We start from the raw sequence: 23,244 nt of genomic DNA, 5'->3' as shown, positions 1-23,244 counted from the left end.
AACATGAAAACGGTGAGAAAAACAAAATATATCTTTTTGCTGGCATTGCTTTTAGGCGCCTGTCAATATGAATTTCCAGAACTTCCTAATACTGAACCAGATGCTGGAGGAGCTGATTTTAGCAAATACATTGCAGTAGGCAACTCTATTACAGCAGGACTTATGGATGGTGCACTTTATAATCGTAGTCAGCAAAATTCGTTCGCTGTAATTCTAGGAGAACAATTTAAGCTTGTCGGAGGAGCTGACTTCAATGTTCCAAATATAAATTCTGAATACGGCTTTTTTACTATGGGTCCCAATGGACCTTTAGGCAGATTGGTTCTGACCATTGCTCCGGGGACAGGAAGTATAGGGCCTGCCCCTATTGGACCTGGTGATTTACCTTCTGCCTATTCTGGTGACATGACTGCCTTGAATAACTTCGGTGTCCCTGGAATTACAATAGGGCAAGCACTGACCCCACTTACAGGAGGTCCAAACAGTGAGTCCAACCTAGCGTTCTCTCCAATGTATGCTCGCTTTGCCAGTAATCCAGGGACATCCACCCTGATAGGTGATGCTGCAGCTGCATTGGCTAACGGAGGAACTTTCTTCTCGTTCTGGCTAGGAGGAAATGATGTGTTAGGCTATGCTATTGAAGGCGCTTCTGACCCCTCTATATTAACGTCTGATAGTGATTTCCAAGCAAGGTTAACAGCTGCTTTAGGCACCTTGTTAAATGCCAATCCAACTACCAATGGGATTATCATGAACCTACCTACATTGAACATTCTTCCTTATTTTAACTTGGTTCCATACAATGCACTTCCTTTGAGCCAATCTGATGCCGACCAAGCCAACCAAGGTTATGCATTATATAATGGAGGGCTTGCTCAAGCAGCTGGTCTAGGTCTGATTAGTGAAGACGAAAGACAATATAGAACTATCAGCTTCACAGCAGGGCAAAATGCTTTTGTAATTGAAGATGAAAGCCTAACAGATCTGAGTGCTTTGGGGCTCCCTTCTATCAGACAAAGTAAACCAGAAGACAAAACCACTTTACCCCTGTCCCAAGCATTAGGCCAACCGTCTGCAGCCCATCCCAATGGACAGAGAGGTGTTTCTTTTCCTGTGGAAGACAGCTTCATCCTTATCCCTAATGAACAAGAGGAAATCAATGCCAAAATCCAGAGCTTTAATGCAATGATTACCGCGGCAGCAAATAGCAATGCTGAAAGAATACTTTTAATTGATATAGCTGCCTTTTTTGAACAAATAAGGAACGGAGAGGTCAGCGAAGGAGGCGTAGGCTTAAATATTAGCATCACCCCTCCCAATGGTGCATTTTCTGTAGATGGCATCCACCCCAATGGCAGGGCACATGCCTTTATTTCCAATTTTATAATTGAGAAGATCAACTCAAAATGGCAGGCTACCATCCCTAAAGTCAACCCCAATGCTTATGTGGGCAATGACCTGCCAAGATAAAAAAAAGCCCTGCTACAATGTAACAGGGCTTTTCCATTCACTTTAACCACTAACAACCATAAAACAAAAATTCGTCATGCCATAAGCAATCGGAAATGATGAAAACATCACTTTGTCGTAGTCCGTACGGGAATCGAACCCGTGTTTCATCCGTGAAAGGGATGCGTCCTAACCCCTAGACGAACGGACCATAATCGAAAAGACAAGGATAAAATGGTAGTCCGTACGGGAATCGAACCCGTGTTTCATCCGTGAAAGGGATGCGTCCTAACCCCTAGACGAACGGACCATTTTGTTTCTATTTCCTTGCCTTTTCTTTAAGGTGATGCAAATATAGAGGGTTAAATTAACAATGCAAAACCCAACCAAAAAATATTTGGTTTTTTCTTACAACACCTTGGGAATTAGGTTAAAAAAATTGCTGTAGTGTATCTAGCACATCTTTATTAACTTTGTTTTTCATTTTAAGACCTACCCAAATTAGATTAAAAGTATGGCAAAAACCAACATCGCCATCAATGGCTTTGGCAGAATAGGCCGCTATGTTTTCAAACTTTTGGAACAAAACCCAAATGTAGATGTCGTAGCCATCAATGACCTTATGGAAATCTCCAACCTAGCCCATTTATTGAAATATGACTCGATACATGGAAGGTTTCCAGGAGAAATCATTTCTACAGAAGACACCATATTGGTCAATGGCAAAACCGTCAAAATCTTCGGAAAAAAATCTCCTGAAGAACTCCCTTGGGAATCGTTGAATATAGATGTGGTGATAGAGTGCACGGGTAGATTCGTGGCCAAAGAAAAGGCAGAAGGGCACTTAACTGCTGGAGCCAAAAGGGTAATCATCTCCGCCCCTGCCCTAGGGGATGTCCCGACTGTTGTATTAGGGGTAAACGACAACATCCTGACCGGAAAGGAAAAAATAGTTTCCAACGCTTCCTGCACCACCAATTGCCTCGCCCCTATGATCAAAGTACTTGAAGAAAATTTTGGTATTGATAGAGGCTTTGTCTCTACTGTACACTCCTATACCGCAGACCAAAACCTTCAGGATGCCCCTCACCGGGATCTTCGTCGCGCAAGAGCAGCCGCATGTTCCATTATCCCTACGACTACCAATGCGGCTAAGGCAGTAGAGCTTGTCATGCCCGAAATCAAAGGCAAACTACACGCCATGGCTTATAGGGTTCCAGTGCCTGATGGCTCCTTAACAGAACTCAACGTCATTCTTAACAGGGAAACCGATAGAGATGAAATAAATAAAGCAATGTCAGATGCTGCAAAAAACAGCATGAAAGGTTATATTGAATACACAGAAGACCCTCTGGTTTCAGCAGACATCATTGGCAATCCCTATTCATGCATCTTTGATGCTGGGCTTACGGAAGTGAATGGTAACTTAATTAAGATCATCGGATGGTATGACAATGAATCAGGCTACGCTAACAGAGTAGTAGACCTGATTGGAAAATTGAGCCAATTCGACTAAATAAACCATCAAATGGCTTCTCTCACAGTCACTTTAGAAAAATTCGACAATAACCTCTGGCAATATCACTTCCCCATTCCGGATGATATTGCCGAGAGTTTTATTGTAAATGAAAATAAAAGAGTGATTTGTGAAATTGCCACCATCAAATTCCGGGCGGCCTTAATGAAAAGCAAGGATTACTGGTTTGTCCTGATCAATCAAGCATTAAGGGAAAAGCTGGGTCTTAATCAGGGAGAGCAAGCAATGCTGAGCTTGGTAAAAGACAAATCTGAATTTGGCCATGAGATGCCCGAAGAACTTCAGGTTCTTTTAGATCAAGATGACACAGGGAATCAATATTTCCGATCCCTGACCATGGGTAAACAAAGGAGTTTGGTGTATATAGTTACCAAAGTCAAAAACAGCAATAGCCGCTTAAACAAGGCCTTGGCCATTGTGGAACACCTCAAGGATGTAAAAGGAGTGTTGGACTTTAAAATGCTCAATGAAAAAATCAAACACTACAACAACTTAAACAAGCATTGATTCCGTTTACAATAGAAAAGTAAATATTGGAATGACTTTCGCTTATTTTTTTATCCCAAACACCACTTTGTCCTATGGCACACGAACATCATCATCATGGCCAACAAAACATCAAGCTGGCATTTTTTCTCAACCTTGGTTTTACCATCTTAGAATTTTTTGGAGGGCTGTATGTCAACAGTATCGCCATTATTTCAGACGCTCTCCATGATTTAGGAGACAGTCTTTCTCTTGGACTCTCTTGGTATTTGGCCCGTAAATCCAATAAGAAAGCAACCAATACCTTTACATTTGGATACAAAAGGTTCTCTCTTTTAGGTGCTTTAATCAATAGTTTGATCTTATTGGGAGGATCTATATTTGTCATAAGAGAAGCCATCCTTCGCATCATCAACCCTGAATCCTCCAATGCGCAGGGCATGTTGATTTTTGCCATTATTGGTGTTGCGGTCAATGGATATGCAGCCTTCAAGCTGAGTCATGGAAAAACCCTGAATGAAAAGGTTATCTCTTGGCATTTGATCGAAGATGTTTTGGGCTGGGCGGCAGTATTGATTGCTGCCATTGTGATGCTATTTGTGGATACACCCTATATCGATCCCACCCTATCCCTTATGATTACACTTTTCATTCTTTGGAATGTTGGTAAAAGATTAAAGGAAACTTTAATGATCTTTCTACAAGCCAGCCCGAAAGAAATCAATAAAAAGGAGATAACAAGTAAAATATTAGGGTTTGACCATGTTGCCTCTTTGCACCATGTACATATTTGGTCCTTGGATGGAGAAAAACACGTATTTACTGCACACGTAAAATTAAAAGAGATAAAAGAGTTCGGTGAATTGTTAAAGCTTAAAAAGCAAATTGGAGCCTTGTTGAAAGAATACCCTTTTTCTCACCATACCATTGAAGTCGAACTCCCTGATGAACCTTGTGCCATGGAATCAGAAGCCCTTCATCCAAAACAATAGTTTACCTTTTGCCGATTTACCAACAATTTGATAACTGGTCGGCATCAAATTAGGATCAGTACAATAAGTCACTATTTTGGTTGCTATAGGCATCTTTTCCAACTGATCTTGAACATAATTGGTGCACCTCGCATAAGCTCCTTCGTCCACAAGAGATTCCTTATCTATTGCATCTGTCAAATCTAAATTTTCAAAGAAAGGATTATAAAAGTAAAAAGCATCAAACTGGCCAAAATCAACCTCAAGAATATCCTGATGTACAAAAGTCACCCTTTCATTCAAAGCCAATTCTTTGGCCAATTTCCTCGACAAATGAACCAAGTCAGACCGCTTCTCTACACCCCAATACTGATGTTTTGACAGCATCGCACCAGCCAAACAAAACTTACCGGAACCCGACCCAATATCCAAAACCCTCAAACTCTGATTATCCCCAAAATAATCGATACATTGCTTTACGATAGAAACTGGGGTCCAGTGCATCGATGATAAACTCCTGATTTTAGGAGGATACAGCAAGTCAAAATCCTTATCACTTGGGGTTATTTGAAACATCGAAGTAAGTTTCTGATAAATGATAAACTGTTTAAAGTTTCTTTCGCCACTGCTTTTTCTCCGCATGCTTTTTCTTACTATCCAAACGCTTCTTAACAGCTGATTTCTTTGGTTTGGTAGCTTTACGGACTTTCTTTCTGATAAAAACTCCTTGGATCAAAGTATGGAACTTAACGATGGCAATTTCTTTATTCTTCAGCTGAGACCTACTTTCCTGAACCGAAATTTGCAGCATGCCATCTGCATTAATATATGGAGATAGTTTATTCAATATGATTTGCTTCTCTTCTTCATTAAGCAGTTCTGATTTTGGCACTTCAAAAAGCAAAAACACTTTGGTATTTACCTTATTCACGTTTTGTCCGCCAGGCCCACTGCTTTTTACAGCTTTAAAATTTAACTCTGGTGTAAAATCTATTACCCCTATTTCATGGGAGTTCCTTACCATAAACTATCGGTGCTTTTTGTGTTTTTTCAGGTATTCCGAAGGAGATATATCCATGACGTTTTTAAACTGCCTATTGAAATTCGATAAATTGTTAAATCCACATTCATACCCTACTTCCGAAATATTGAGCTTTTCTTCAATCAGCAACTTACAGGCATAGCCCACCCTAATTTCATTGAGAAACTTCGAGTAGGTCTTCTTGGTAGATTTTTTAAAATACCTACAAAAAGCAGTTGGGTTGAGGTGAACCAACTCTGCCACCTCTTCCAAACTTATGTTTCGTTTAAAATTATTGAAGGTAAAAGAATAGACCTTGTCCACTCGATCATCTCCTGTAATATGCAAGGGAAAGCTAAAACCATCAGTACTTAACTCTTCACATTCTTCCTCGGAAGACAACAGACTTAAGAAATCCAAAAGCTTGACCAACCTGTCTGCACCTTCTGCCCAAAAAAGCTCCTCAAAATACTCCAAAGCAAGTTTCTTGCTATTACCCCCAAAGCTTATCCCACGATTGGCTTTCTCTAAAAGTGTTTTAATATCCTTCATTTCAGGTAATTTCAGAAAGGACTCTCCAGCGAAATTTTTGTTAAAATGGATACTAAAGGCTTCCGCTTGACCTTCTTCTTTCTTCTCAAAATATTCAGGATCGTTTTGCCATAGATGCGGTAAGTTTTCCCCTATCAAAATCAAATCCCCTTCTTTGAATTTCTCGATATTATCTCCAATGAACCTGGTACCGCTGCTTTTTAGAATATACACCAACTCTAGTTCACTATGGTAATGCCAGACATCCAAAAAATAAGGATATGAATGTTTAGCAACCATAAACGAACGGTCAAATGGACTTTTCCTCTCTAGTAATTTGGCTTTCATGTTCTAAAATAAGTTGGGCATTGTAAGCTTTTGCTCACCCCAATAATACAAATATTATCGAACCAAATCAACAAAAAGAATTTTAAAGCAAAAATAGTATTATATATAACTAAGATTAATGTAGTAGTTTTTAAGATAAAATTCCACCTTGCATTATTAATTGGACAAGAATATCAACTAATACTTTAAAATATAGATGAGTATCAAAATTATCGACTATCTGGTAAAGGACATTAGATTTCCTACCAGTAGAGAAAAGCATGGGTCAGATGCGATGAACCCCGATCCGGATTACTCCGCAGCATATATCATTCTGAAAACCAATCAGGATGATTTGGAGGGTCACGGACTTACTTTTACCATCGGGCGGGGCAATGAAATTTGCTGTGCAGCCCTAGAGGCCATAGCTCATCATGTAGTTGGAAAAGATTTGGCCGATATCACTGCAGATATGGGTGCATTTTGGAGAGAAGTAAACAGTGATAGCCAAATCAGATGGTTGGGCCCAGAAAAAGGAGTTGTTCATTTGGCTACTGGTGCATTGGTTAATGCTGTTTGGGACCTTTATGCCAAAGCTGAGAAAAAACCATTGTGGAAGCTTTTAGGTGAAATGTCGCCAGAGAAACTCCTTTCTTGCGTGGACTTCACGTATATCACCGATGTTTTGACCAAAGAAGAAGCATTGGAAATCCTAAAGGAAACAGCCAAAGGAAAGGAAGAGCGTATTCAATTCTTGGAGGAAAACGGTTATCCAGGATATACCACTTCAGCAGGTTGGTTGGGCTACTCTGATGAAAAAATCAGGAGACTATGCCGAGAAGCCAAACAAGAAGGCTGGAAACATATCAAAATGAAGGTAGGGGCAAATCTTGAAGATGACATGCGTCGCGCGGCCATTATCCGTGAAGAAATCGGAAATGACATGTACTTGATGATGGATGCCAACCAACGCTGGGAAGTGAGTGAAGCCATTGAAAACATGAAACAATTGGCTAAATTTAACCCACTGTGGATTGAAGAGCCTACCAGCCCAGATGATATCTTGGGACATAAAGCCATTAGTGATGGGGTAAAGCCTATTTTAGTGGCTACTGGTGAACACTGCCAAAACAGGGTGATCTTCAAACAACTGATGAAAGCTGGCGCTTTGCAGATTTGCCAAATAGACAGCTGCCGCGTAGGTGGAGTCAATGAAAACTTGGCAATTATGTTGATTGCCAAGAAATTTGATATTCCTGTTTGTCCTCATGCAGGAGGCGTAGGGCTTTGTGAATACGTACAACACCTTTCCATGTTGGATTATATTTCGATAAGTGGGACCATGGAAGGCAGGGTCATTGAATATGTGGACCACCTTCATGAACATTTTATTGACCCTGTAGTAATCAAAAATGGTCGCTATCAAGCTCCATTATTGCCTGGATACAGCATTGAAATGAAAGCTGAATCATTGGAAGAATATGATTTTACAAGCGGCCCTGTGTGGAATGAAGAACCGGCGAAAGCCTAAATGCTCAGTATTCCACAGGACAGCTTTTAATAAAAAATAAATTAGCTTTCAAATTAGATTTTGGAAGTTAGAAATATTATGAAAAATAAAACTATTTTAATTACCGGAGGTGCAAGTGGAATTGGTCTGGCCATGACATCCCGCTTTGCCCAAGAAGGAGGAAACGTTTATTTCATTGATTTTGATCAGCAATCAGGGGAAAAAGTGGCTCAGGACCTAACTGAAAAAGGTTATCAGGTTACTTTTTTACAAGGTGATGTTTCTAAAACCGATGCCATGAAAAGTACCATTGCATCTATCCCTGGAAATATCGATGTATTGATCAACAACGCAGGAGTTTCTCATGTTGGCAATTTAGAAAACACTTCCGAAGCTGATTTTGATAGACTTTACCAAGTCAATGTAAAAGGCATCTATAATTGCAGCATAGCAGCTCTTCCTAAAATGAAGGAAAACGGTGGTTCCATCGTCAACATGGCCTCTGTAGCTTCCACGATTGGGATTCCTGATCGATTTGCTTATTCCATGACCAAGGGAGCTGTGTTTGCCATGACCCTTTCTATGGCCAGAGATTACGTTTCTTATAATATCCGTGTAAATAGCATCGCTCCAGGTCGTGTCCACACTCCTTTTGTAGATGGATTTTTGGCTAAAAACTACCCTGGACAGGAAAAGGAAATGTTTGATAAATTGGCTGCTACCCAGCCTATCGGAAGAATGGGTACCCCAGAGGAAATTGCCGCCATGGCATTTTACCTTTGCAAGGACGAATCATCCTTCCTAACAGGTGGCAACTACCCTATTGACGGTGGATTTGTGAATCTAAAAATGTAATAAAAGAGGCTATCTCAAAATCCACGTCATTACGTATGTAGCGTTGGCCAAGAGAAGCTTGCCTGACGGAAGGCAGGAAATCTTCGCATATGTACAATATGAATACTTAGAGATCACTTCTCTTCGCTCATGATGACTAAATTTCAGACAAATGAGAAAGCCTCTATTTTCAAATAATCTATTAACAGGTAAGTCATTTATATTTACCTCAAAAGAATAACCAAAAAATGAAATTATTAAGATTTGGAAATGCTGGCCAAGAAAAGCCAGGAATTGAAAAAGCAGATGGAACCCGTATTGACTGTAGCGGATTTGGCCAAGATTGGACCGAAGAATTTTTAGAAGCCGACGGATTGAATAAATTGGCAGCTTGGTTGGAAAGCAATGAAGCTGATTGTCCAGTTGTGAGCAATGAAACCAGATTAGGGCCTCCTATCAAGCGTCCTTCAAAGATCATTTGCATTGGCCTTAACTATTCACTTCATGCCAAAGAAAGCGGCATGGAAGTACCTAAGCAACCAGTCATCTTTATGAAAGCCACTTCTTCCCTTTGCGGACCAAATGATAATATCATTATCCCAAGGAACTCTGAAAAGACGGATTGGGAAGTGGAATTGGCTGTAATGATCGGTAAAAAAGCCAGCTATGTGGCCAAGGAAGATGCCATGGATTATATCGCAGGTTATTGCTTGCTTAATGACGTTTCTGAGCGTGACTTCCAATTGAGCCATGGTGGTCAATGGGTAAAAGGAAAAAGTAATGACAACTTCTCTCCTTTAGGTCCATACTTAGTAACCAAAGATGAAATTGAAGATCCTCATAACTTAAATTTATGGTTAAAAGTAAATGGTAAAATGCTTCAGAACAGTAATACTTCTGACTTGGTATTTGACATCCCAACTTTGATCAGTCACTTAAGTAATTATATGACCTTATTGCCTGGTGATATTATTTCCACAGGTACTCCTGCAGGTGTTGGTTTGGGATTGACCCCTCCTACCTACCTCAAGGAAGGTGATGTAGTGGAACTTGGCATTGATGGACTGGGAACTTCTAGCCAAACTGCTGTAAACTATAAGGGATAATTTAATCCTTTAATTATATTTAAACCTGCCAGTCTTTGGATTGGCAGGTTTTATTTGTCTTACCCAAAAGAACTACTTGATGAAAATAGATGCCCACCAACATTTTTGGAAATACAATCCTATAAAGCATGCCTGGATTGATGAAAACATGTCCATAATCCGAAAGGATTTCCTCCCTTCTGACCTCAAACCTTTATTGGATCAAGAAGGATTTGATGGCACCGTAGCGGTTCAGGCAGATGAATCATTGGAAGAAAATGAGTTTTTATTGGGACTGGCCGAAAAAAATCCTTGGATCAAAAAAGTAGTGGGTTGGGTAGACCTTTGTGGCAAAAATGTCCAAGCTGATTTAGAAAAATACAGCGATAATAGTACCATGTGTGGTTTTCGGATGATCCTGCAAGGGCAACCACCATCATTAATGGCCGATACTGCTTTCAGAAAAGGACTTGCTTTACTGGAAAAATACGATTTTACTTATGACATTTTGATTTTTCCTCACCATTTGGAAGCTTCAATTGATTTGGTAAAAAGCTTCCCCAACCAGCCTTTTGTCATTGACCACTTGGCCAAACCGTATATCAAAGATGGTAAAATAGACGAGTGGGCAGAAAACATAAAGGTCATTGCGGGCTTTGACAATGTTTGCTGCAAAGTATCGGGGATGGTGACCGAAGCCAACTGGGATAAGTGGACCAAGGCAGATCTGACTCCTTATATGGATGTGGTATTTGAGGCTTTTGGCACCAAAAGACTGATGTTCGGATCAGACTGGCCTGTAGCACTTTTGGCAGCTGATTATCCTAAAAATGTATCCATTGTAAAGAATTACATTTTATCTTTAAGTACAAACGAACAAGCCGATGTAATGGGCTTGACCGCCGCTAAATTTTATGGCATTTCTTAATTTATCAAAATGAGCAAGTTATATACCATGGCCTTGGATCTAAAAAACGATCACCAATTGATCAAAGAGTACGAAGACTACCATCAGGAGGTGTGGCCAGAAATCAAAAAAAGTATCAAGGATGCAGGAATCAGCCGTATGGACATTTACCGATGGGAAAACCGGTTGTTTATGGTAATGGAGGCAGATGATGATTTTACATTCGAGAAAAAAGCTAAAATGGATGCTGCCAATCCTAAAGTAAAAGAATGGGAAGACCTGATGTGGACTTACCAACAAGGTCTCCCGGGAGTTCCTGAAGGGGAAAAATGGCAAGTAATGAAACAAGTATTTGAGTTATAGTTAAACAAAAAAGTATTAGGCCTTAATTACTTAAAAGAGTATTTAAGGCCTATCCTCCCAGTTTATTTTAACAGTTACTTTTTAGCACATTTCCCTTATTGACTTTTATAGAAAGTTGCTAAATCATTTTTTATAGAGTTCTAAGCCTAAAACTATCAAATCTGCTTGGGTAATTCTTTTTCAGATAACCTTATCACAAATGTCTATTTCATAGCTATTTGTGATAAAATTTATTCAAACTATTTTTTTAATTGAATTTTTATTCTACATTTATAGAACAAAATCTAATATTGTAGAAATGAAACTTGCTCCAAGCGAAGAACAATTGATGAATTACCTCTGGAAAATGGAAAAGGCCTTTATGAAGGACTTGCTCGAAGCATATCCCGAACCCAAGCCAGCACCTACCACCATTGCTACCTTGTTAAAAAGAATGACATCCAAAAAATTCATCGCATTCAGAACCTATGGCAATTCAAGGGAGTACTACCCATTGATTAAAAAAAGTGCTTACTTCAGTAAGCAGGTAAAAGGAATTATTAAGAATTTCTTTGATGACAGTCCTTCTCAGTTTGCTTCTTTCTTTACCTCGGAAACAGACCTTAGTCAAGAAGAACTAAAAGAACTCAAGCAGTTGATTGATCGCCAAATTGAAAACAAAAAGCAATGATTGTCTATTTGATCAAATCCACAATAAGCCTGTTAATTTTATACTTGGCTTACCACTTTCTCTTATCCAAAGAGAAAGCCTACCAATTCAATCGGTGTTTTCTTTTGGGAAGTCTCATCTTTTCATTGTGTGTCCCTTTCATTCCATCTCCTCTAAAACCTTATACGAAAGTAGTAAAAGCCACTCCTACTTTCACCCATTTTACAGTTGAAGAAATGCTTCCTTTAGAGCAAGTGGAGACCAATTCTCCCCCCGCCATTTTGGAAACAACAAGCAAGGTGGACTCACTGCCAATCCAACCACTGAAGACCATTCTAATGGCCATTTCTTTCTTGGTATCACTTGTACTTATTATTCGTTTGTTGATCCATCTGCACAAACTGTACTCAAAGATTAAAATGTGTGAGAGAATCGATAAAGGCTCATTTAAGATTGTACTAAGTTCAGGAAAAGATCTTCCCTTCACCTTCTTAAGGTTTATTTTTCTGGACAGGTCTCAGTTTCATGAAGGAGTCGTTCCTCACCAGTTGCTTCATCATGAAGCTGTCCATGCTCATCAATGGCACAGCTTGGACATTTTATTCATTGAAGTACTGAAGGTCATTTTCTGGTTCAATCCGATATTTCACCTTTATAAAAAAGCCATCCAAATCAACCATGAATTTATTGCCGATGAGGCAGTACTCAACAAGTTCCAAGACAAAAAAAGCTATCAATACCTGCTACTATCCTATGCTCAGCAACATCAGCAAAACCACTTGGTAAGCTATTCAAAATATTCACTGACCAAAAACCGAATAACCATGATGAACAAGACCAAAAATTGGCCAAAAACAGCAATTAAAATACTTTTGGCTACTCCCTTAGCTTTAGGAATCATTTTTATTGTAGGCATGAAACAAAATCAAGAAATCCCAAAAAAAGACACAGTACAAATAACTGCCAAAATAAGCCAAAACAATCCTACTCAAAGTAAGGATTTAGTAAAAGAATATGAAACGTTAATCCAAAGCTCCATTGACGAAAACGGCAATAAGTCTTTAGGTAAATTGGATATTCCAAGGCTCAGGGAAATTTGGGATCAAATGACCGAAAACCAACGACAAACCATTACGCATGTCCCATTTGTACCAGCTCCTACTATTCCTTCTAAAATGAAGATCTCACAATCTTTAATAAATGAATGGAAAGACAGCAATACTTATGGAGTATGGCTTGATGGAAAAAGAATAAATAATGAAGAACTAAATGATTTAAACCCTGATGAAATAGCATTTTTTGTAAAAAGTAAATTAGAGAAAAATGCTATAAACTATGGAAAGCACGTTTATCAATTAAATTTAATGACACATAATGCTTACTATAAAAGTTATATTTTGTCAAAATCCCTATATGATCAAAAATCTGTATACTCCAAAGCCATTGAGATTTATAACCAACATCAAAGTAACCCTCAACTTTATAAAGGAAAATTAGGTAGTGACATCGATGTTTTGCAAAAAATCTACGAAAGAATCCCACCATGGGAAAAAGAGAAATACAATGTCAAAACTCCATCAGAAGCCATCAAAGGAGAAAGCAAGCAAAACGGAATAGGTTTTAATTATATACCTTATTTCAAGCCCAAAAAAAATGATAAATGTTAAAAGGATTGTAAATCCATTTTATTGCTAGTTCCTGATTGCAAATCAGGAACAGCTTTTTCAATTTAATGCAAGGGGCTCGACTTCACCTGTCTTGCGACAAAGACAAGCTCGACCTGACAAAATCATTCCGAATAAATCATCAGAAGCCTGCCCTTACAATTTTTCATCTTCTTACTCAATATTCCCAACTTCGTTCTTCGCACTTCCCTCTTCGTACTTCCCTCTTCCTACCTCCTACATTATACTTCGTACTTCATTCTAAATCCTCGCCTGATAAGTATACAGATCATAATATCTTCCCTGCTTTTCCATCAGTTCTTCATGCCTTCCACGCTCTACAATTTGTCCCTTCTCTACCACCAAAATCTGATTGGCCTGACGAATAGTGCTTAACCGGTGGGCAATCACAAAAGTGGTCCTTCCCTTCATCAGTTCTTTCAAACTGGCCTGAATCAATGTTTCACTTTCCGTATCCAAATTGGAAGTGGCCTCATCCAAGATCAATATTCTTGGATCCGCCAAAATGGCTCTGGCTATGGCAATCCGTTGCTTTTGACCTCCAGATAATTTCACTCCGCGCTCTCCTATCAAGGTATCCAAGCCATCTTCAAACCGATCTGTAAACTCATGAACATGGGCTGCAAATACCGCTTGCGTTAACTGTTCCTGGCTTGCATCAGGCCTTGGGAAAAGTATATTTTCACGGATGGTCCCTTCAAAGAGAAAATCATCCTGCAACACTACACCTAATTGGCTCCTGTAGCTGGAAAGGCTTACTTGCTGTAAGTCCTGACCATCCACCTTGATGATCCCACTGGCCGGATTAAGAAAGGAAGCCACCAAGCCTGCAATTGTGGTCTTTCCTGAACCAGACGTTCCTACCAAAGCTGTCATGGTTCCTGCCTTGGCTTCAAAACTTACCTCTTTGACAACGGGTTTACCTTCTTCATAGGCAAAACTCACCCGATCAAATTCAACATCACCATGGATTCTTGGGAGCTGTATATTTCTTGTTTTCTCATCTTCCTCCAATGGTATATTCATGATTTCCTCCGTTCTGTCCAAGCCGGCAAAAGCTTCTGTCAACTGGCTACCGATATTACTCATCTGGACAATTGGGGCAATCATAAAGCCTAAATACAAGGTAAACGCCAGAAAATCCCCAAAGGTCATGTTCCCCTCCATGATCATATAACCACCAATCCCCATAATTCCAGCCGAAGCAAGCCCCAACAAAAGGGTGGCTGAACTGGTCACCATACTGGTGGTGGTCAAGCTGGACTTGATATTCAAAAACAACCTGAGAACTCCTTCTTCAAAAGTTTTTACTTCCTGGGCTTCCGCATTGAAGCCTTTGATCACTCGAATTCCTCCTAAAGTTTCTGTGAGCCTACCGGTCACCTGGGCATTGATCTTTCCTCTTTCCCTGAAAATAGGACGGATCTTCCCAAAGGCTTTCAAGGAGATCAAACCAAAAATAACTACAGGAACCAAAACGTATAAGGTCATCAAGGGGCTTATATAAATCAACAGGCCTAAGCAGATAATTGAGGTCAAAATCCCTCCGATCATCTGCGCCAAACCTGTTCCCACCAAATTCCTCACCCCTTCCACATCGGTCATAATCCTTGAGACAAGCTCTCCCGTTTTGGCATTATCGAAAAATCGAATGGGCAAACGAATAATGTGACGCTGCACCTTTGCCCTAAGTTTGGCTATCAAATGCTGGGCTTCCACGCTCAATATTTGGGTCAAGGCAAATGAAGTTACGGCCTGGATGGCCACAGCAGCCCCCACCGCAATCACCAACCACTTAAGTAGCTGCATATTGGAATTGGGAATCACTTCATCCATCAGGTACTTACTTGCACCGGGCAGGACAAGTCCCGCCAACCTACTGATGATGATCAAAAACAAGCCTAAAAAGAGATGCTTTCTTCTGGGCCAGATAATTGTTTTAAAAACGTGACCCATGGTCACTTTTCTTTCTTTACTTGGAGTTGACATATTTACAAAATAAAAGAGGCAATTTTCAACGAAAACTGCCTCGAATAAGTTCTTTATCTTTTTGTTAATTCAGATGCGCTGTCTGCTTTATTTTTGACCGACTTGAAATCACACCAAACACCAAAGCATTAATCAAGATCCCCAGTACAATTAAAATTACCGTCTCAAATTTGGTCAAAATTGCACTACCTGCCATGATTCTTTTAGAGTCATCATTCAATTGCTTCCCTACGGTCAATTGAACCTCAGATAATTGATTAAGGTTATTGGAAGCCGAAGAGATCAACTGATCTGATTTTTGTTTTGCCTGTTGAAAATCTTCTGGTAAAACAGCCGCCTGACCTAATCTAGCCTCTATACTATAAAGCTCATTGACATTTTTCTTTAGATCAGTAAGGTATAATTCTTCATCTTTTGTCAAGTAAGTAGCCTCAAAGTCGCCCAAAATAGAATCAATTTTTGAATTATAATGTATGTTTTTGTCTGATATACTTGCATAGTCAAGTTGCGTCTGACACGCATCAATCATCATTTGCTTTTTGTACAAGTACTCTGAAAGGTGAAAAATATAACTCTCTGGCAGGAGTCTATCTTCATAAATCGTAGCACATGAACTGCTTAGATCAGCAACATGTTCTTCATCCAAGATATTCTTCACAAATACAGAAACAAAGACCACCATCAACAAAATAGCAATGGTCATCCTGTTTTTAATGCTATAAGCCCATTTCATAATACTCCTCTCTTCTTAGTTATATTTGGTCAGAAACATACAGTTAGTTTCCTTTTCTATAACATAAATTAATCAGCTAACACCTGATTAACAATTTATTAACAAACATATTATGTTTTACGGAAATGACCTATTAAGTGTCTGAAATAAATTGTATTATTTTAATATCTACAGCTTGCTTTAATTCCACTCACTACTTTTTCTCATTTATTTTGATTGCAAAAAATATTAATCGTAATATTGCAATATAATAATTCACTTATGGGGATCACCAAAACAGATTTATTCAGTGCTGAACAAAACGAATTGGCCAATGTAGCTAAGGCACTCGCACACCCTGCAAGGATCGCTATCATCCAACATCTACTCAAAGCCAATGCTTGCGTAAACGGAGATTTGGTAAAGGAGTTAGGCTTAGCCCAAGCCACCATAAGTCAGCACCTCAGGGAACTAAAAACTCTGGATATCATCCAAGGAACCATTGAAGGCGTATCGGTCAGTTATTGTATCAACCCTAGCCAATGGGCAAAAATACAATCCTTGTTCAACAAGCTATTCGATCAATTTGACGCAGAGAAATTTAAAAAAGATTGCTGTTAAAAAAATTTGATCTTATCAATCGTAATATTGCAATGATATAATTATGAAAACTCAAGAATTTATCAATACCCTCAGAAGCTGTCCAAACCACGGATTAGTATTTGAATATGAGGAAGGAAAATACGTTAGAAATGATTTTCATATCACGGAAATCAAAAATGTAAATTTCGATACGGTGGACTGTGGCGGTCAAAGAAACCAATGGAGTGAAACTCACATCCAACTTTGGGAAAACAGTACCTTGGAGCCTGATCACAATGTAAATGCACAAAAGGCACTCAAAATATATGATCTTGTCCATCATGTAAGGCCTACTTTAACAGATACAGACATAAAAATCGAGTATGGTAATACCAGTTTTCATACAGCGGTATTAAATGTCAGCGAAATCTTAGTTGAAAAAGATCAGTTGCATATTAAGCTTTTTGAATCAACAACAACCTGCAAGGCCAAGGACAGGGCTTCCACAGAAGAGGAAAAAGCAGCAGCCTGCTGTGGGCCAGAGACCATGCCTAAATCAAAGGTGAAACTGTCTCTCAAATCATTGAAGAACCAATCTGAAAATTGCTGCGAACCCTCATCTGGCTGTTGTTAAATCTGAAATATGAAAACCAAGAAGAACCTCTTTCCAAAGTTGCAGTCTAAAATTGACGCTTTAAACTTTGACACCATTTCTCCTTCACGCAAAAAGGAGCTTCAACCCTTGATCAATTACATTGCTGGACATCAGGACAAAACTGCCCAAATCAACTTTATCTGCACACACAACTCTAGACGAAGTCAATTTGGACAGGTATGGGCACAAGTCGCTGCGGATTACTTTGGTGTGAAAGCGGCCTGTTTTTCCAGCGGAACTGAAGTAACTGCTTGCAATGAAAGGACCATTGCATCCTTGATTCGTTTCGGCTTTGAAATAGAAAAAGAAGGCATAGAAAACCCAACTTACAAGTTAAAATATGGGTTTGAGTCAACGCGGATAACGGTATTTTCAAAGCACTTTGATCACCCTATAAATCCCAAAACGAACTTTACAGCTGTAATGACTTGTGCTCACGCAGATGAAAACTGCCCTTACATCCCTGGAGCAGAATTAAGAATCCCCATTCGATATAAGGACCCCAAGCTTTTTGATGACAGCCCCGAAGAAGAAGCACGCTACGATGAGCGTTCTCTTCAGATAGCAACTGAAATGTTTTATGTATTTTCCAACATTTGAACCAATGGCTTCTACCACTAAAAAACTAAACTTCCTAGATCAATACCTCACCATATGGATTTTTGCTGCGATGTGCGTGGGCATAATGTTGGGTTATTTTTTCCCACATCTTGCAGAAACTATCAATACTTACAGTTATGGAACGACTAATTTGCCCATAGCCATTGGATTGATCCTAATGATGTACCCACCTTTGGCCAAGGCCAACTATGCTTTGTTGCCAAAGGTTTTCCAAAACACCAAAATACTTTCCATATCACTGCTATTGAATTGGGTCATTGGGCCTGTATTGATGTTTATTTTGGCCCTAATCTTTTTGAATGACTACCCTGAATACATGGTTGGTTTGATTTTAATCGGATTAGCCAGGTGCATCGCCATGGTTTTAGTTTGGAATGACTTGGGTGAAGGGAGCAAAGAATACGGTGCCGCTTTGGTAGCCTTGAACAGCATTTTCCAAGTTTTCGCTTATAGCTTTTATGCTTGGTTATTTATCACCGTTTTGCCTCCATACTTTGGGTTTGATGGTGTGAATGTAGATATTTCCATTTCCACTATTGCTGAAAGTGTTGGCATCTACTTGGGGATTCCTTTTCTTATGGGTTTTTTCAGCAGGGTCATTCTAGTAAAACAAAAGGGAGAGTCATGGTACAATGAAAAGTTCATCCCAAGTATCTCCCCAATAACCTTGGTGGCATTACTTTCCACCATTATTATCATGTTCAGCCTGAAAGGGGAATTGATAGTCCAAATCCCTGGTGATGTACTTTTGATAGCCATTCCATTATTACTCTATTTCATCATTATGTTTTTGGTGGGGTTTGTTACGTGCAAACTTTCGGGAGCACCTTACGATCAAAATGCCGCTGTGGCATTTACAGCTGCCGGCAATAACTTCGAGTTGGCCATTGCTGTTGCTATCGGTGTTTTTGGCATTCATAGCGGTCAAGCATTTGTTGGTGTCATAGGGCCACTTATTGAAGTACCCGCTTTGATTTTATTGGTAAAAGTTAGCCTTTGGTTAAGAAAAAAATTATATAATTATTAGTATAACCAAACGCTCTAAACTGACTTGTAATCAAATAATTACGATCAATTAAATTTTTTAATATTTTTTTTGGTCTAGTAATTAAATACATCAACATGTATTTTTAACACATTATTCGTTTTAATATATATAAAAAACATTTTATAAATTACAAAACAGTATTCCAAATCTATTCGCTATAATTTTGTTTATAAACCGTATTATTATTCCAATTTTTCGTTTAAAAAAAATACATTATTTTAATGATCTTTGTGGCTAATTAATTAAAAAATACGTATCCTAGATTAAGAATTGAAGTAATAAGATATGCGAACTACAGATTTCATACAGCTCCTTGAGCTGACACCCAAAATGCCGATAAAAATAGAACACTTACCTGGATTATTTATCCCTAAAGGGTTTACGATAAGACAAATCATTTTAGAAGATTCAACACCTGGCAATGCTAAAATTCAAATCCATCTTTCTGAAGAGAAATTAGGAATAAATAACATATCCACTGATGATCTTCACACCAATTTAATGGACTTTTTAACCAAAGTTCCAGAATTCCAAAATTCTGAAATTACTGTTATTTATGGAAACAAAGAGTTCAAAGAAACTGAACTTGATGTTACAGAAATAGAAGTTTACCAGAAAACCTTTACCATTAAACTCTTTTCAACCAACAACCTCAAAAAAGCCAAGGAAAGAAGGAAAAATGCTTCTCAGAAAGATTTTGAGCCTAAGCGTAAAAAGAACTTCGCCGCTATATTTAATGGTTTTACATTTCCTGTTACTTTAGGATTGAATTGGAATATTTCCTGGCTTCAAATCTCTAAATAAACAATAAATGTCAAATACAGACCTTATCATTCCCGAAAGAAGTCGTGACATTGGCGACTTTATGGTGGGGAGGCTACTGCCCTTCCGCAATAAGAGGATGGTAGGCCCATTTGTCTTTATTGATCACATGGGACCGTCAGAGGTTGGCCCAGGCAAATACATGGATATAGGCCAACATCCGCATATCGGTTTATCCACACTGACTTTTCTACTGGAAGGTGAAATGATCCACGAGGATAGTCTTGGCACCAAGCAGCGTATCTCTCCCGGGTCTGTTAATTGGATGACCGCTGGAAAGGGCGTCACCCATACAGAAAGAACTCCTCCTGAACAAAGAGATGGGAAGACCTACCCTATACATGGGTACCAGATTTGGGTAGCCCTGCCCAAAGAAAAAGAAAACATGGCTCCTCAGTTTCACCATATTGATGCAAAGAACCTACCCTTCTGGAAGGATCAATCTGCCCAATTTACACTTGTTGCAGGTAAGGGTTATGGGAAGGCATCCCCTGTTCCAGTACACTCAGACCTGTTCATGGTCGATATAAAAACCACTGGTGAATATAGCCTCGAAATTGCTGGACAGCTTGAAGGAGAAATTGGCATTTGCGTAGTAGAAGGAGAAGTCAAAGCTTGTGAAAACCTTGTAGAAAAAGGTAACCTATTGGTCTCTAAAATTGATAACCAATGTGCTTTGGAGATCAAAGCTGAAAGTCATATCATCCTATTTGGTGGCCCTGCTTTTGAAGAAGAAAGGTTTATCGAATGGAATTTTGTCTCCAGTGAAAAGACAACCATAGCTACCGCCAAAGAAAGGTGGAAAGCAAAGGACTGGCCCATGGTCGAAGGGGATAATTCATATATTCCACTCCCCGAATTAAAATAACACCAATTTTTAGGGCTATTGCCTGTAAATTAAGCCAAAGAAACATTTTCTTAATCCATGCTTATTAAGTTTCTTTGTGAAAACTTAGAAAATACTATAATCCGATTTTTCATGAAAATCATCGCCATTGGCCGAAATTACGTGGAGCATATTGAAGAACTCCAAAATGAAAGACCCGAAAATCCTGTTGTTTTTTTGAAGCCCGATACCGCGCTGCTGAAAAACAATCTACCTTTCTATTTGCCTGATTTCTCCAATGACATCCATCATGAAGTAGAACTTGTACTAAAAATCAACAGAGAGGGAAAATTTATCAAAAGGGAATTTGCTCATCGCTACTTTGATGAAATTGGTATTGGCATTGATTTTACAGCAAGGGACATTCAGAAAACCTGCAAAGAAAAAGGATTACCATGGGAAATTGCCAAGGGGTTCAATGGCTCTGCTCCTGTTGGAAGCTTTCTACCCAAGGAAAGTTTTAATGATCTATCTGACATCAATTTCCATCTGAATATCAATGGTGTACAAAAACAAAAGGGTAATACCACTATGATGCTTTATGATTTTGGTGTGATTCTAGAATATATTTCAAAGTTTTTTACGTTAAAAAAAGGAGATCTCATATTTACTGGCACGCCAGCTGGAGTTGGTAAAGTAAATGTAGGAGATCGTTTGGAAGCATACATAGAAGAAGAAAAATTACTTGATTTTGAGATTAAATAAATTCCTGCTCCTTTTTCTTTTCTGGGCTTGGTCATCCGTTGGTTTTTCGCAGGTAGATAAAAATTATTATCAATTCCCCATCAAGCCTGGTGAGCGAAATTACCTTTCCGGTAATATGAGTGAAATTCGCCCTAACCATTTTCACAGTGGCATCGACATCAAAACCGATGGTAGGCAGGGCTTGCCGGTCTATGCCGCCGCAGACGGATATGTCTACCGCATGAAGATATCCACTTATGGCTATGGAAATGTAATTTACCTGAAACATACGAATGGGCAATACACACTCTATGGCCACCTCAGAGATTTTAACGCCAAAATCGCTAAATACATGTGGCAGAAGATGGCTGATGCTGAGGAAAATTCCTTAGAAGTTTATCCGGAAGCCTCGGCACTACCAGTCAAAAAGGGGGAAATCATCGCCTACTCTGGAAATACGGGAAGCTCAGGAGGCCCCCACCTTCATTTTGAAATCCGAGACAGCTTGGACAGGGCTTTGGATCCGCTAAAGTTTGGCTTTAGTGAAATCAAGGACACTACCCCTCCTACTTTTAGGACCATTGCCATTACACCCCTTACTTTAGAGAGCAGGGTAAATGGGCAATTCCAAAGGACTGTGCTTCGCTTAAACTTTAGAGGAAATGAGTTTGTTATTGACAAACCAATCGAAATTACTGGAAAAGTAGGAATCGAAGTAAGGGCATATGATAAATTAGACGGTGCATATAACCAAAACGGCTTCCCACATTTTGAAATCTATGAAGGTGGAATCAAGACTTTTGACCTCAATGTTGATAAAATAGATTTTAACCTTGGTAGGTTTTTATTGAGCCATACCCACCAAAATAGTTATACGAAACTCTATACCACACCCTATAATCAATTCGATTATTATAGCCCTGACAGCCTTTTTGGTGGGGCCATTGAAGTTAGTCCTGATAGTATTAAGGATGTTGACGTGGTGCTAGAAGATGTCTTTGGCAATAGACGAAATCTATCTTTAAAATTTAAAGGCGAAAAGGAAAACCATGCAGTAAGTACCTATTCTGCTTCAAGAAGCAAAGTAGATTTTGAGCACAATTGGATGATTGTCAGAGCGGATAAGCAGGAGACCAACAAAATGGCTACCTTCTATGTGAATGGACTGATGATGGACGTGATGCTTTCCTATGAAGACCCAAGGTACAGGACCTATATATGGGATATGGAATATGGCATTCCGGATTCAATAGATGTATGCACTGAAATCATTTACCCTAAGGTTCAAGCAAAAATCCCTTTCAACAAAGAGTATTATTTCAATGATGGCCGCACCATTATCCAAACGGAAGCCAATAGTTTGTTAGAAACACTATTTCTCTACACAGAAAGTGGAAGCTACAACGGGCGTCCATCCATTAAAATCAACGATGACCGGGATGGCTACCTGAGGGAGGAAATAACCACTAGCATGGATATTTCCAGCTATAATAGACCCAAAGAGTATGTGGACGTTTATCAACTTTATGCTAACGGTTATAAGCGTTTTGTAGGGGGGGAATGGACCAATGACCACATTACCTTCAAAACCAAAAATTTTGGTACTTTTGTACTCGCCGAGGATGATATAGCGCCTACTATTCGCCCCATAAGGATTAATTCATCCCAACTTAGATTTTCCATTAGGGACAATCTTTCAGGGATTCATAGTTTTGAGGCCAGAATTGATGGAAAATGGGTTATTTTGCGATTCGAACATAAAAGTGGTGTCATTTGGACAGAAAAGATTGACAAAGCCCCTTTCAAAGGGCAGTTTGAATTGAAAGTAACTGATAATGCAGGAAATTCTGCTGTTTTTAGCAGGAAGCTCTAGCTTTTTGGAAAATAATT

Annotated in this window: 24 protein-coding genes, 2 tRNA genes and 1 pseudogene; 20 read left to right on the top strand and 7 right to left on the bottom strand. The window is 39.2% G+C overall.

The genetic code is table 11. The annotated features are described in order from the left end of the window. Window positions 1-3: 3 nt before the first annotated feature. The gene (locus tag JL001_RS15155) at window positions 4-1,470 is read left to right on the top strand and encodes a hypothetical protein (protein WP_200977520.1); all 1,467 of its coding nucleotides are present in this window, start codon (window positions 4-6) and stop codon (window positions 1,468-1,470) included. Window positions 1,471-1,588: 118 nt separating this feature from the next. On the opposite strand, the gene JL001_RS15150 is transcribed toward JL001_RS15155, so the two are convergent. Next, window positions 1,589-1,660 (bottom strand) — tRNA-Glu (locus JL001_RS15150). Window positions 1,661-1,684: 24 nt separating this feature from the next. Further along, window positions 1,685-1,759: transfer RNA gene (locus JL001_RS15145), tRNA-Glu, on the bottom strand. A gap of 204 nt (window positions 1,760-1,963) precedes the next feature. Here JL001_RS15145 and gap point away from each other — a divergent pair. The 3 genes from gap (at window position 1,964) to JL001_RS15130 (ending at window position 4,464) form a co-directional block, all read left to right on the top strand. Continuing rightward, window positions 1,964-2,965, top strand: coding sequence for a type I glyceraldehyde-3-phosphate dehydrogenase (gene gap / locus JL001_RS15140; RefSeq protein WP_200977518.1), 1,002 nt, complete (start codon window positions 1,964-1,966; stop codon window positions 2,963-2,965). Window positions 2,966-2,977: 12 nt separating this feature from the next. Then, the gene (locus JL001_RS15135; protein WP_200977510.1) at window positions 2,978-3,493 is read left to right on the top strand and encodes a YdeI/OmpD-associated family protein; all 516 of its coding nucleotides are present in this window, start codon (window positions 2,978-2,980) and stop codon (window positions 3,491-3,493) included. A gap of 74 nt (window positions 3,494-3,567) precedes the next feature. Beyond that, the gene (locus tag JL001_RS15130; RefSeq protein WP_200977508.1) at window positions 3,568-4,464 is read left to right on the top strand and encodes a cation diffusion facilitator family transporter; all 897 of its coding nucleotides are present in this window, start codon (window positions 3,568-3,570) and stop codon (window positions 4,462-4,464) included. Here JL001_RS15130 and JL001_RS15125 read toward each other — a convergent pair. Genes JL001_RS15125 through JL001_RS15115 form a run of 3 tightly spaced genes read right to left on the bottom strand, consistent with a single transcriptional unit; the run spans window position 4,438 to window position 6,343 of the window. Next, window positions 4,438-5,085 (bottom strand): class I SAM-dependent methyltransferase, encoded by a 648-nt coding sequence (locus tag JL001_RS15125; protein ID WP_236252832.1) that lies wholly within the window; start codon window positions 5,083-5,085, stop codon window positions 4,438-4,440. The two genes, JL001_RS15130 and JL001_RS15125, sit on opposite strands and share 27 nt — an antisense overlap. Next, a complete protein-coding gene (arfB, locus tag JL001_RS15120) occupies window positions 5,051-5,467 on the bottom strand; it encodes an alternative ribosome rescue aminoacyl-tRNA hydrolase ArfB (protein WP_200977504.1) in 417 nt (138 codons plus the stop codon). Before arfB ends, JL001_RS15125 begins: the two co-directional genes overlap by 35 nt. A gap of 3 nt (window positions 5,468-5,470) precedes the next feature. Continuing rightward, window positions 5,471-6,343, bottom strand: a complete 873-nt coding sequence (locus tag JL001_RS15115; protein ID WP_200977502.1) for an AraC family transcriptional regulator — start codon at window positions 6,341-6,343, stop codon at window positions 5,471-5,473. A 196-nt stretch (window positions 6,344-6,539) separates the two neighbouring features. On the opposite strand from JL001_RS15115, the gene JL001_RS15110 reads away from it, so the two are divergent. From JL001_RS15110 to JL001_RS23170, 8 genes and pseudogenes are all read left to right on the top strand, one after another. Continuing rightward, complete coding sequence (locus JL001_RS15110; RefSeq protein WP_200977500.1) at window positions 6,540-7,853, top strand: L-fuconate dehydratase; 1,314 nt, start codon at window positions 6,540-6,542, stop codon at window positions 7,851-7,853. Between the two features lie 78 nt (window positions 7,854-7,931). Further along, window positions 7,932-8,687, top strand: coding sequence for an SDR family NAD(P)-dependent oxidoreductase (locus tag JL001_RS15105; protein ID WP_200977498.1), 756 nt, complete (start codon window positions 7,932-7,934; stop codon window positions 8,685-8,687). A gap of 227 nt (window positions 8,688-8,914) precedes the next feature. After that, on the top strand, window positions 8,915-9,772 hold the full coding sequence (locus JL001_RS15100; protein WP_200977496.1) for a fumarylacetoacetate hydrolase family protein: 858 nt from the start codon (window positions 8,915-8,917) through the stop codon (window positions 9,770-9,772). Between the two features lie 79 nt (window positions 9,773-9,851). After that, window positions 9,852-10,679 carry an amidohydrolase gene (locus JL001_RS15095; RefSeq protein ID WP_200977494.1) on the top strand — a complete coding sequence of 276 codons (828 nt, stop codon included), beginning with the start codon at window positions 9,852-9,854 and terminating at the stop codon, window positions 10,677-10,679. A 9-nt stretch (window positions 10,680-10,688) separates the two neighbouring features. Further along, entirely contained in the window at window positions 10,689-11,021 is a 333-nt protein-coding gene (locus JL001_RS15090) for an L-rhamnose mutarotase (protein ID WP_200977492.1), read from the top strand. Between the two features lie 298 nt (window positions 11,022-11,319). Then, a complete protein-coding gene (locus tag JL001_RS15085) occupies window positions 11,320-11,691 on the top strand; it encodes a BlaI/MecI/CopY family transcriptional regulator (RefSeq protein WP_200977491.1) in 372 nt (123 codons plus the stop codon). Next, window positions 11,688-12,437: pseudogene (locus tag JL001_RS23285) on the top strand (M56 family metallopeptidase); the annotation flags it as partial. The gene JL001_RS15085 and the pseudogene JL001_RS23285, both read left to right, overlap by 4 nt. 57 nt (window positions 12,438-12,494) lie before the next feature. Continuing rightward, on the top strand, window positions 12,495-13,337 hold the full coding sequence (locus JL001_RS23170) for a hypothetical protein (RefSeq protein WP_236252830.1): 843 nt from the start codon (window positions 12,495-12,497) through the stop codon (window positions 13,335-13,337). Window positions 13,338-13,595: 258 nt separating this feature from the next. Here JL001_RS23170 and JL001_RS15075 read toward each other — a convergent pair whose 3' ends face one another. Further along, the gene (locus tag JL001_RS15075; RefSeq protein ID WP_200977489.1) at window positions 13,596-15,344 is read right to left on the bottom strand and encodes an ABC transporter ATP-binding protein; all 1,749 of its coding nucleotides are present in this window, start codon (window positions 15,342-15,344) and stop codon (window positions 13,596-13,598) included. 64 nt (window positions 15,345-15,408) lie between these two features. Beyond that, window positions 15,409-16,077, bottom strand: coding sequence for an MCP four helix bundle domain-containing protein (locus tag JL001_RS15070; RefSeq protein WP_200977488.1), 669 nt, complete (start codon window positions 16,075-16,077; stop codon window positions 15,409-15,411). 261 nt (window positions 16,078-16,338) lie between these two features. Between JL001_RS15070 and JL001_RS15065 the strand changes: the two genes are divergently transcribed. The 8 genes from JL001_RS15065 to JL001_RS15030 all read left to right on the top strand — a co-directional run bounded on the left by JL001_RS15065 (window position 16,339) and on the right by JL001_RS15030 (window position 23,227). Continuing rightward, complete coding sequence (locus tag JL001_RS15065; RefSeq protein WP_200977487.1) at window positions 16,339-16,677, top strand: helix-turn-helix transcriptional regulator; 339 nt, start codon at window positions 16,339-16,341, stop codon at window positions 16,675-16,677. A gap of 43 nt (window positions 16,678-16,720) precedes the next feature. Then, window positions 16,721-17,272: a DUF6428 family protein gene (locus JL001_RS15060; protein ID WP_200977486.1), complete on the top strand. Its 552-nt coding sequence runs from the start codon at window positions 16,721-16,723 to the stop codon at window positions 17,270-17,272. Window positions 17,273-17,281: 9 nt separating this feature from the next. Further along, window positions 17,282-17,893 (top strand): protein-tyrosine-phosphatase, encoded by a 612-nt coding sequence (locus tag JL001_RS15055; protein ID WP_236252829.1) that lies wholly within the window; start codon window positions 17,282-17,284, stop codon window positions 17,891-17,893. A gap of 4 nt (window positions 17,894-17,897) precedes the next feature. Next, window positions 17,898-18,941, top strand: coding sequence for an ACR3 family arsenite efflux transporter (gene arsB / locus JL001_RS15050; protein ID WP_200977484.1), 1,044 nt, complete (start codon window positions 17,898-17,900; stop codon window positions 18,939-18,941). A 351-nt stretch (window positions 18,942-19,292) separates the two neighbouring features. After that, window positions 19,293-19,766 (top strand): hypothetical protein, encoded by a 474-nt coding sequence (locus tag JL001_RS15045; RefSeq protein ID WP_200977482.1) that lies wholly within the window; start codon window positions 19,293-19,295, stop codon window positions 19,764-19,766. 7 nt (window positions 19,767-19,773) lie between these two features. Then, a complete protein-coding gene (locus JL001_RS15040; protein WP_200977480.1) occupies window positions 19,774-20,652 on the top strand; it encodes a pirin family protein in 879 nt (292 codons plus the stop codon). Window positions 20,653-20,763: 111 nt separating this feature from the next. Beyond that, a complete protein-coding gene (locus JL001_RS15035; RefSeq protein WP_200977478.1) occupies window positions 20,764-21,375 on the top strand; it encodes a fumarylacetoacetate hydrolase family protein in 612 nt (203 codons plus the stop codon). Next, complete coding sequence (locus JL001_RS15030; protein ID WP_236252828.1) at window positions 21,362-23,227, top strand: M23 family metallopeptidase; 1,866 nt, start codon at window positions 21,362-21,364, stop codon at window positions 23,225-23,227. Before JL001_RS15035 ends, JL001_RS15030 begins: the two co-directional genes overlap by 14 nt. The last annotated feature ends 17 nt before the right edge of the window (window positions 23,228-23,244 follow it).

Source organism: Echinicola sp. 20G, from assembly GCF_015533855.1.
In the GTDB taxonomy this organism is placed as follows: Bacteria; Bacteroidota; Bacteroidia; order Cytophagales; family Cyclobacteriaceae; genus Echinicola.
The sequence above is the reverse complement of the archived record's forward strand: the minus strand, read 5'-3'. Positions and strand labels throughout refer to the sequence as shown.